The organism is Acinetobacter sp. YH12064, assembly GCF_013419735.1.
GTDB classification, from domain to species: domain Bacteria; phylum Pseudomonadota; class Gammaproteobacteria; order Pseudomonadales; family Moraxellaceae; genus Acinetobacter; species Acinetobacter amyesii.
The window spans coordinates 1-9,167 of sequence record NZ_VOZP01000027.1; the positions used below are offsets into that span (position 1 = coordinate 1).

The window sequence follows — 9,167 nt, forward strand, 5'->3', positions numbered from 1 at the left end:
TCCGACAGTAAATTAGAAATCCATGCTTCTGATTATGCTTCTCGCTTTGATGTCACCAAAGAAGCTGCGTATAACGCTCTAAAAAATGCAGTTAATAATCTTTTTGAAAGAAAGTTCTCTTTTAAGGAAATTCATAAAGATACAAACAAAGAAATTGTAGTCAAATCCCGCTGGGTTAGCCGAATTGCATATGTTGATGACCTTGCTACATTAGAAGTTACCTTTGCACCAGATGTTGTTCCTCTTATTACAAGATTGGAAAAGCACTTTACGAGCTATCAACTTAAACAGGTTGCGCAACTAACTAGCAAATATGCTATTCGTCTATATGAGTTTCTAATTGCTTGGAGAGACGTAGGAAAAACACCTGTTATTTCTTTATCTGAGTTCAGAGAAAAATTAGGACTTGAGATGAATGAATATCAAAAAATGGTTAATTTTAAAAGTCGTGTTTTAGAACCAGCCATAAAGCAAATCAATGAGCTGACTGATATACATGTAAAATACGAACAGTACAAAACAGGAAGATCTATCTCAGGCTTATCATTCACTTTTAAGCATAAAAAAATTGATTCGATACCTTCAGAAAGAGATCCAAACACGGTAGATCTCTTTACCCAAATGACCGATGCACAACGCCACATGTTTGCCAATAAACTTTCAGAGCTACCGGAAATGGGTCGGTATTCCCAGGGAACTGAAAGCTATCCACAATTTGCTATTCGTATTGCTGAGATGCTTCACGATCCTGAAAAAATCAAAGAACTATATCCATACCTAAAAAAAGTGGGATATATGCCATTAAATAAAAGGATTTAGTAAATGGCTAAATTATCACTAAGTGAAGTATCTAACCGCTTTAACGTCAGTCGTTCTACGCTATATAGGGCCATAAAAGAAGGGCGTATATCTCGAAGCGCTGATGGTCTTTTTGATATTGCAGAAGTCATCCGATGCTTTGGAGAGCCGATCAAAAAGCATGAACAAAAACAAGAAGTGGATCAGTCTAAAGATGATGCTGATTTACGTCAGCTTGTTGATTTTATGAAAAAGGAAATTGAGTCATACAAAGATCGTGAGAAACGCTATTTAGATCAAATAGACCGCTTTCAATTGCTATTAGGGCATAAAGAGTCTGAAGAAAAAATGTCTCATGATACACCAGTGACACATTCCAATGATGCACCATGCGACAACAATAATGGAATAAGTGAAACTATTGATAATAATAGAGATAGTGAAATTAAAACATCCCATGAGACATTGGTGACACGCCCTAATGAAACACCAAAACACGTACCAAATACGCATTATGAGACAAAGAAAAAACGTGGCTTATTTGGCCGTGTACTGAATGCTGTTTTTGATAATGACTAAGGGAGAAAGATCATGCCGAAACTGAAAGACATTGCCCTAGGCATTATTGTGGCCCCACTGTTGATCCCGATCATGCTGATCGCATCGTACCAGGATAAAAAGGAGCTGAAAAAAGAGCTGGATAAACGCCAAAAAGAAAAAGACCAGTCATCCTGATTATTCAATTGAGCTAATCAAAATCGTGAAACATTGCTTAAATAATAGGCGTGGAACGTGAAAAATCATAAAAAAAGCCCGGTCATGGAAACTCGGGCTATCAACTAGGAACTACAGCGTTGAATTATAAGGATAATTATAAAGCATTTCGTATAACGTGTATTATGTTAATTTTAGGAGATCTATACAATTCTGTACTTTTTCACAATCATAGAAAAAGCAAATAAAATACTTATCCAAAATAAATAATCAATAAAAAAATTGAGAAAAACAAATTGATCCATGCCGATGAAAATAAATAAAGGATTGATACTTATACTTCCGACTGGAGAGGTTTCACCATCTATAAGGAACTGTAGAGGAAATCCCCCAGCTATGACTTCAACTTCTCCAAGCTTATCTACAACTATGCGGTCAACTAATATATTTTTTTGATAAAGCAAAGATACGTAGGTCAAAATAATTGCTAAGAAATTAAAATATAAAAATTTTTTCATAATTTTATCTCATATATCTATTAATTTTAACAATTTTTAATCAGAGCCTTTTGGAATAATTTGCTTTAATTTCTCTATTATGATTTTATCAAAAAATTCCTTTAATATGAAAAGATTAGAATTTATTTTATTAAGTTTACTTGCAGCCTGTAGTCCAGTTACAGAAAAAATTGAATCAAATATAGTTGTTCCACGTATTCAATATACGGGGGGAGCAGATAATGCAAGTTATAGTGAGGCTAAGCTTATTAGGGAAGGTAAATGCCTATACCTAGAACATGCTGATGGATCTAAAGTTCTGCCAATTTTTGCTACAAAAACTCTAGATTGGGATATGGAAACTAAGAGCCTAAAAGTAGATTCGGATACTTATTTTTTAGGTGATAAAGCAGCATATGGAGGCGGAGAATCCTATCCTCTAGAAAAAAATAATTATTCTTGGATAACTGAAGTAGATCCTAGCTGTGATACCTCAAAAGTTATAGTTATTAGTCGACTCATAAGACCAATTGAACAGAACTACCAAAATGAAGAATAGCCTATTTTACTGTCTTGCATTAGTTTTAATTATAGGATGCCAACCATTAGAAAAGAATGGATATATTTCTATTAAAAATTGGACCAATGCCCCAATCACAGATCTTAAAATAACTTATATCAGTGCTCAAAAAACTTATAGCTTAGGTACTCTTTATCCTTATTCGGAATATAAATACGCCATCAACTATGAGCAGCATAATGAGGATTCAATAATCTTTTCATATGTAGATAAAAGTCATAAAAAGATTAATCAAGAAGTAGCTACATATGCAGCCAAATATGATAGGAGAATTTATGAAATAATTATTCAATAGAATACGCGAATCTCAACTTTCTAAACTCTTGAAATAAAAAGGACATAACACAATTTAGATTTCGACTAAGAAAATTACCTCATGTTATGTCCATTTACGAATTTATCATTTCTGTGTATTTATTCATAGACTCTTGCTATTCACTTATCGTCAAAAAGCCATTAAGAACGAGAGGATTCCCCCCAGCTTTAACCGATATTGAAATAATTACGATACAAATTGTAGGTGAATTTTTAGGATTGGATTCTGATAAAAATATCTGGAAATATTTTAAACACAATTACTTAGAATGGTTTCCAAAATTGGGCTCATATCCTAATTTTTGTAAACATTGTGCAAACTTATGGCAAGTCAATCAGCAAATTATGACCAAGATTAGAAAAACCTTTATGCACGATAACATTCATTTTATTGATGGTTTTCCTATCCCTGTTTGTCGCTATGCCCGAGCAAAAAGACATAAAAACTTCAAAGAACATGCAGGTTTTAGTTATTGTGCAGCTAAACAAGAAAAATATTATGGTTTTAAAGGACATATTGTGATTAATTTCTCAGGAATGATTACAGATTATACTTTTGCTCCCGCAAACTGCGATGAACGAGATGTTGCACCTGAAATTACACAGAATATTCATGGTTTGCTTGGTGCTGATAAAGGATATTTAAGACCTGAACTAAAAAAATACTATGATTTACAGTGTGTTGATTTACAAACACCATTTAGAAAAAATATGGTTGACGATCGACCCAAAGAAGCGATGAGAATACTGATGAATGCCCGAAGGAAAATTGAAACAGTCATAGGACAACTAACAGCGCAGTTTAATATACAAAAAGTCAGGGCTAGAGATCTATGGCATTTATCTCATCGTATCACTCGAAAAATTCTTTCACATACAATTTCAGTCGTTTTAAATTCTCAATTAGGTAATCCTCCTTTACAGTTGGAAAAATTAATTAAAAGTTGAGATTGGCGTAATAGAATATAAATTTATATAGAAATTACAATTACTAATTGAACGAAAGAGCTTCTATTTGAAGTTTCAAAAACTGGAGTTTTCCACCAATCTAACCTCCATTTAACATAATGGCGGTTATACGAAACTTAGATGTAAGCCCAAAGTAGAAATGTCCGGTTTCTCCAAAGTAAAAATGTCCGCTTTTAGAATATGCACTTTTGCAATTTTCTTATGTTCTTAAAAAAAATAGTTCTAATTAGTACAATAATAACTAGTAGTCTTGCTCTTGCATATGATCCTACAACGCCTTCATATTATTTAACGAAAGAATTGTGATGTGTGCAGAATATTATGCAGACTGTATTGATGTCTATGGGTCTGCTGGTAGCGGTGGAATGTCAGAGTGTGGAAACTCTTTAAATACATGCATCACTACAGGTGATTGGAATCCACCAAATCTTCCTGTACCATCATCGGATAGATTATTAAACCTTTTTAGTTCAGAAACTAGAGAAGCTACAACAAGATATACCACGGCCTAATAAATCAGGATCTCAATGTAATATGATTGGGATCCTTACCAACATATATAGAAGAGAAAAATGGATCAATTAAAAAAAATAAATGATGATTTGTATCAAGCTGCAATATTATTAGACAGTATTCCTAGTAAGATTCAATCAGATCCATCACTAGAAAATAGAGAAAATATCTTACTGATAGGAAAAGCTCTCAGTCATATTTTTGAACTCCAAAATAATATTTATAAAATTCGCCCTGATTTAAAAAATAATAATCAGTAATAACAGTTATTTATAGTATTTTTTAAGAAAGATAGCGGCTCATTTGAGAATATAAAAGTAATATTCTATTTGTAATAGTTTCTCTGAAATTAACATAATACGGATTATACGAACTAGCCACGTAATGCAACTTGCATTACAATATTCCTATGCATTCAATAAATGGGAAAAATAATGGCTACTGTTAACTTCAGGGTCGATGAAGCCCTTAAAGAAAAATCTTATTCAGTTCTAAGAGAACAAGGTATTGCACCTACTGAGTTTTTTACAAATGTCCTTGAATACATTGCAGCGACTGGGAAACTCCCTGTACAAAAAGCCTTACTCTCAGAAGAGGATACCGAGCTATTAGCGATTGTTCGTAAACGTATTAATGATCCTAAAGAAATGTTTGAGGAAATTACTTTAGATGACTTATAAGCTTTTACGTCATAAGGACTTCACAGCTGAATGGGAAAAGCTTCCTAGTGCTATAAGAGATCAATTTAAGAAAAAACTTGCCAAGGTCATAGAGCAGCCACATATTCCAAAGAATATGCTTAGAGGTGATCTTGCAGGTTGCTACAAAATTAAATTATTAAAGGCTGGAGTCCGACTAGTTTATCAAGTTAAAGATGATCAGGTAGTTATCTTGCTCATTACGGTTGGGAAACGAGCTGACAGCATAGTTTATGACGAAGCGAAAAAGCGCATTAAAGACTAAAAATGGGAGCTTAGAGCTCCCATTTTTGACTTCGCATAACGTGTATTATGTTAATTTTAGAAATAAGTCACCTATAAATTTTGCTTTTATATAAACGACTAAATTAGGTCTATTAGTAATACTCCCTAATAATTCATAATCATAATTCGTCTTTTTAATAGATACATTTAAAGTTTCATTTATAGCTTTTTCTATACTATTATCATGTTGTTTTATAATAACTTTCGATTTTTGATTAATGATTTCACCTTGAAAGGAAAATGCATAGTTTCCACCATTTATTATATTATTTTGTACTACAAAAACTCCATTACCAAAATCATTAAAATTATCTTGAAATTCAAGGAAGTAAATACCATCTCGCATTCTTAAAATACCAGTTCAACAAAGTGAGTGTTTTATATATTTTACGCCAATTTCAACTTTAAATAAGCTTTTAGTTGTTCAAACAAATTGAGCTACCTCTCCTGTAATACAAACATTAGCATTTCATAGTAGTTAACCTTTATTTAACATAAAATCTCTTATATGAAATTTAGAACTTATCCCTTAAAAAGATCATTAAAAAGCTCTTTATCTTTCTGTCTATTTTCTTCTGTCTTACTTTCCGCACTTAAAAACTGCTCAAAATCAGCCCATTGATGTTTAAAAGATTCATCATTCTTAAATTTATTCAAAACCCAAGCGCCAAGCAAAATTTTCCGTCTAGTTTCATTTTTCCGTTCTTGAGCTTTGGCTTCACTTAAAAGTTTTTGCTGCTTAAGTTTAAGCTCATTCTGTTTCTGTTTTGCCTGTTCTAAGATCTGCTCTTGTTCTTTTTTCAAATACTCAATTTGCTCTTGTAGAGATAACTTCTTCTGCTGTGCTTTAGTGAGCTTCTTTAAAACTGCATCTTTCTTTTCTTGAATATCTGACATAGTATTAAACCGTGATGATCAATAACCAAACATCATCATAGAGTCAAAAAACAAAGCGAGCAATATCAAACGTAGCGAAGCGAAGTTTTCCCGGAGTGAAACGAAGGGCGCACTTACCCACTTTTATCATTTCATTCAAAAGTGGACGTTGCGACAGGGGAAACCCCTGTACCCCATGACCTCGCTTTAGCATGGTCAGCAACTTTTTCAAAGTTGCAAAAATCAAAACCACGGTATGCAGAAATTTAGGTTTTTAAAGTGGCAATTTTTCATTTGAATGAAAGCAACATCTCACGAAGTGACGGACGTTCAGCCGTTGCTTGTGCTGCTTATCGTGCCTGTGAAAAATTAGAGGATCTGACTTTTGGAAAGACTCAGGACTACACTAAAAAAAAGGGACTTGCATACAAAAATATTTATGCACCAGAACATACCAATACAAAACTTTTAGACCGTCAAACACTTTGGAATACAGTAGAAAAAAAAGAATTCAATGCCAATGGCTCAATGAAAGCCAATGCACGACTCGCCAAAGAATATATCTGTGCTTTACCACATGAATTAACAGATGCAGAACGCATAAAAATCGTTGATGACTTTTGCCGAGACTTTGTGAACAAGCACAATGTTATTGTCGATGCCTGCATCCATGCACCACATGAACATAACGATGAAACCAATAATAAAAACTATCACGTACACATGATGTTCACGACCAGACTCATCAATGAAAAAGGCGAATTAGGAAAGAAACAAAGAATCTTCAACGACCATGGTCCCGAGATCCTGAAGGACAGCCGAGCAACTTTTGCCAATGTTGTAAACACAGTATTGGAAAATGCCGGACTAGACGAACGCATCGACCACCGGAGTTACAAGGATCAGGGCTTAGACTTTCTTGAACCCACTCATCATGAAGGGCATGAAGCTACAGCACTTCGCAGACAATATGACGAGGAACAAAAAAGACCGCTTGAAGAACGTAACACTGAAATTGTGCTGCCAAGAATTGCACTTGAAAATGATGCAATCAAAGCCAAAAATTTAGATGCTGCACGAGAATACCAACAGATCATCAAGGGCCTTGATCAAGAAATTATTGTTCCAAGTCGATTAGAAGATCAGATTACCCAGCTGGAAAACGAACTTCAGTTAACCGAAGCAGAAGAAAAAGAGCTTTTAGCAGAATTAGTAAATCTCAACCTAGAAGAAGAACGCCTGCAAGAACAACAGGTTCAACAGATCGACAACGCATATGATGACTTCATCCGGTGCCAAGATATTTATGCAGAATTTGCCAATCAGTTTTACACCATTCAAAGCAATGCTGCTGATAATCAAAAGCAGATTGAATCAAATCTCACCAAGACAAAACGATGGTTAGCAGAAAACAAAAGCGATTTTTACCTACATAGCAATAATTTGTTTTATGACTCTTATCATCATACTTACAGAGATATAAAAAAACCTGATTTTTATGCGACTGAAAAATCAGTAGAACAGGCAAAAAATGAGAACTGGAGAGAATACGCAACCGAGGTCGAACAACTTGCTAAAGAATACGATATTGAGAATGTCGTCCAACGCTTAGGTCAATGCTCAGAGATACTGGAAAATAATGGGATTGAACGACCAACGATAAAACCCACGTTTTGGCAGAAGCTAAAACGAGAGTACGTTCATTCATTCGATACCCTACATGATTTTAATGATGATATGAGTCCCCTCCTTAAAGCAAAACGGGCAGATGATCTCAAAATTGAACAAGAAAGAATGCAGCAAGTACGCCAAGCGGAAGTAGATCGCCAACGAAGAATTGAAAATGATCGCAGAGAAAGTGAATTTAGAGAGCAATTACGTAAAGAACGAGAGCAAAAAGAACAACGCTATGAACAAGAAAGACACGAACGAGAACATTTGGCATTTTTAAAACGCCAAGAATTGGAAAAACAGCAGAAAAATGAGCCTAAAAAACCAGAAAATGAAAATAACAACGATTACCGACCTTGGTGAATGCTGTTTAAACGCAAAAAAATAGGGTTTTTAGCGATGTTTTGCTAAACCACAGTAGATTTATAGTTGAGTTAAGAAAAAACTCTTAAATCGCAAATGAGAGCATTTAGCGAGTGTCTACGAGCGAACTACAGGGATCTAAATTTTTTCACCTGTTTTTCCCTGATTACAGGCTCCCCTGTGTATCAAGAACTCAGAATCAGAGCATCCCGAATGGGTGCGAACTGATTACGATGGCTTTATGTCGAGCGAAGCGAGTAAAAAGCTCATGAGCGAAGCGAATTCCGAGCTGCTTTTGCTTTTTTTTAAAGTCACAACCCAATGAGCCAAAAAATTGCCCCAACGAATCGAGCGAAAGCGAGATTCAATAGAGTTTGAGCGCAGCGAAAACCAAGGGCAATTTTTCCTTTCCTGGGCTTTTAATTATTTTTAAAGTTTTTAATGCTTTTAGACTCTCTGAAAACCTTTGTTTGCAAGGCTTTCAAGGTGGATAAGACTACAATTTCTTTGTCATAAGACTACAATTTCTTTGTCATAAGACTACAATTTCTTTGTCATAAGACTACAATTTCTTTGCATTTGATTACATCGAATGCTAATGTAGTCTTAATAACACTTATAACCTATGCAGTCTTATGAAAAATGACTTAGTAGTAAAAGATAATGCCTTAATTAATGCCAGTTATAATCTCGAAGTAACCGAGCAACGGCTTATCCTTTTATCAATAATAAGAGCAAGAGAAACAGGCCAAGGGATCTCATCCGACAGTAAATTAGAAATCCATGCTTCTGATTATGCTTCTCGCTTTGATGTCACCAAAGAAGCTGCGTATAACGCTCTAAAAAATGCAGTTAATAATCTTTTTGAAAGAAAGTTCTCTTTTAAGG

The 9,167-nt window shown here is 34.4% G+C and carries 14 protein-coding genes; 11 read left to right on the forward strand and 3 right to left on the reverse strand.

What is annotated here, in order from left to right:
* The 3 genes from repM to FTU13_RS16925 form a co-directional block, all read left to right on the forward strand.
* On the forward strand, positions 1-819 hold an 819-nt coding region (repM, locus tag FTU13_RS16915; RefSeq protein ID WP_180122967.1), incomplete at its 5' end, for a replication initiation protein RepM.
* A 3-nt stretch (positions 820-822) separates the two neighbouring features.
* On the forward strand, positions 823-1,377 hold the full coding sequence (locus tag FTU13_RS16920; RefSeq protein WP_180005593.1) for a plasmid replication DNA-binding protein: 555 nt from the start codon (positions 823-825) through the stop codon (positions 1,375-1,377).
* 12 nt (positions 1,378-1,389) lie between these two features.
* The gene (locus tag FTU13_RS16925; protein WP_166135746.1) at positions 1,390-1,533 is read left to right on the forward strand and encodes a hypothetical protein; all 144 of its coding nucleotides are present in this window, start codon (positions 1,390-1,392) and stop codon (positions 1,531-1,533) included.
* A 182-nt stretch (positions 1,534-1,715) separates the two neighbouring features.
* Here the strand turns inward: FTU13_RS16925 and FTU13_RS16930 are convergent, their stop codons facing one another.
* Positions 1,716-2,030, reverse strand: coding sequence for a hypothetical protein (locus FTU13_RS16930; protein ID WP_005108843.1), 315 nt, complete (start codon positions 2,028-2,030; stop codon positions 1,716-1,718).
* A 79-nt stretch (positions 2,031-2,109) separates the two neighbouring features.
* Here FTU13_RS16930 and FTU13_RS16935 point away from each other — a divergent pair, with 79 nt between their 5' ends.
* The 6 genes from FTU13_RS16935 (at position 2,110) to FTU13_RS16960 (ending at position 5,349) form a co-directional block, all read left to right on the forward strand.
* Positions 2,110-2,568, forward strand: coding sequence for a hypothetical protein (locus FTU13_RS16935; protein WP_233945589.1), 459 nt, complete (start codon positions 2,110-2,112; stop codon positions 2,566-2,568).
* Positions 2,558-2,884 (forward strand): hypothetical protein, encoded by a 327-nt coding sequence (locus tag FTU13_RS16940; RefSeq protein ID WP_005108845.1) that lies wholly within the window; start codon positions 2,558-2,560, stop codon positions 2,882-2,884. The genes FTU13_RS16935 and FTU13_RS16940 overlap by 11 nt, the downstream gene beginning before the upstream one ends.
* 86 nt (positions 2,885-2,970) lie before the next feature.
* Positions 2,971-3,852, forward strand: coding sequence for an IS982 family transposase (locus tag FTU13_RS16945; protein ID WP_180128930.1), 882 nt, complete (start codon positions 2,971-2,973; stop codon positions 3,850-3,852).
* A gap of 593 nt (positions 3,853-4,445) precedes the next feature.
* Positions 4,446-4,646 (forward strand): hypothetical protein, encoded by a 201-nt coding sequence (locus FTU13_RS16950; RefSeq protein ID WP_163146734.1) that lies wholly within the window; start codon positions 4,446-4,448, stop codon positions 4,644-4,646.
* Positions 4,647-4,820: 174 nt separating this feature from the next.
* A complete protein-coding gene (locus tag FTU13_RS16955; protein ID WP_111885987.1) occupies positions 4,821-5,066 on the forward strand; it encodes a type II toxin-antitoxin system RelB/DinJ family antitoxin in 246 nt (81 codons plus the stop codon).
* The gene (locus FTU13_RS16960) at positions 5,056-5,349 is read left to right on the forward strand and encodes a type II toxin-antitoxin system RelE/ParE family toxin (protein WP_074947749.1); all 294 of its coding nucleotides are present in this window, start codon (positions 5,056-5,058) and stop codon (positions 5,347-5,349) included. The genes FTU13_RS16955 and FTU13_RS16960 overlap by 11 nt, the downstream gene beginning before the upstream one ends.
* A gap of 45 nt (positions 5,350-5,394) precedes the next feature.
* On the opposite strand, the gene FTU13_RS16965 is transcribed toward FTU13_RS16960, so the two are convergent.
* Positions 5,395-5,715 (reverse strand): GrlR family regulatory protein, encoded by a 321-nt coding sequence (locus tag FTU13_RS16965; RefSeq protein ID WP_179997607.1) that lies wholly within the window; start codon positions 5,713-5,715, stop codon positions 5,395-5,397.
* 176 nt (positions 5,716-5,891) lie between these two features.
* Positions 5,892-6,266: a hypothetical protein gene (locus FTU13_RS16970; RefSeq protein ID WP_086322809.1), complete on the reverse strand. Its 375-nt coding sequence runs from the start codon at positions 6,264-6,266 to the stop codon at positions 5,892-5,894.
* Between the two features lie 258 nt (positions 6,267-6,524).
* Between FTU13_RS16970 and mobQ the strand changes: the two genes are divergently transcribed.
* Together mobQ and FTU13_RS16980 are read left to right on the forward strand one after the other, a co-directional pair.
* The gene (gene mobQ, locus FTU13_RS16975) at positions 6,525-8,279 is read left to right on the forward strand and encodes a MobQ family relaxase (protein ID WP_257235117.1); all 1,755 of its coding nucleotides are present in this window, start codon (positions 6,525-6,527) and stop codon (positions 8,277-8,279) included.
* Between the two features lie 635 nt (positions 8,280-8,914).
* Positions 8,915-9,167 (forward strand): RepB family plasmid replication initiator protein (locus tag FTU13_RS16980; protein WP_180122969.1); only part of this gene is annotated, 253 nt, incomplete at its 3' end.

What these genes read in the sequence shown, in the direction of transcription:
- FTU13_RS16920 (WP_180005593.1), top strand. Translation starts at nt 823, where the DNA reads ATGGCTAAATTATCACTAAGTGAAGTATCTAACCGCTTTAACGTCAGT.
- FTU13_RS16925 (WP_166135746.1), top strand. Translation starts at nt 1,390, where the DNA reads ATGCCGAAACTGAAAGACATTGCCCTAGGCATTATTGTGGCCCCACTG.
- FTU13_RS16930 (WP_005108843.1), bottom strand. Translation starts at nt 2,030, where the DNA reads ATGAAAAAATTTTTATATTTTAATTTCTTAGCAATTATTTTGACCTAC.
- FTU13_RS16935 (WP_233945589.1), top strand. Translation starts at nt 2,110, where the DNA reads ATGATTTTATCAAAAAATTCCTTTAATATGAAAAGATTAGAATTTATT.
- FTU13_RS16940 (WP_005108845.1), top strand. Translation starts at nt 2,558, where the DNA reads ATGAAGAATAGCCTATTTTACTGTCTTGCATTAGTTTTAATTATAGGA.
- FTU13_RS16945 (WP_180128930.1), top strand. Translation starts at nt 2,971, where the DNA reads ATGTCCATTTACGAATTTATCATTTCTGTGTATTTATTCATAGACTCT.
- FTU13_RS16950 (WP_163146734.1), top strand. Translation starts at nt 4,446, where the DNA reads ATGGATCAATTAAAAAAAATAAATGATGATTTGTATCAAGCTGCAATA.
- FTU13_RS16955 (WP_111885987.1), top strand. Translation starts at nt 4,821, where the DNA reads ATGGCTACTGTTAACTTCAGGGTCGATGAAGCCCTTAAAGAAAAATCT.
- FTU13_RS16960 (WP_074947749.1), top strand. Translation starts at nt 5,056, where the DNA reads ATGACTTATAAGCTTTTACGTCATAAGGACTTCACAGCTGAATGGGAA.
- FTU13_RS16965 (WP_179997607.1), bottom strand. Translation starts at nt 5,715, where the DNA reads ATGCGAGATGGTATTTACTTCCTTGAATTTCAAGATAATTTTAATGAT.
- FTU13_RS16970 (WP_086322809.1), bottom strand. Translation starts at nt 6,266, where the DNA reads ATGTCAGATATTCAAGAAAAGAAAGATGCAGTTTTAAAGAAGCTCACT.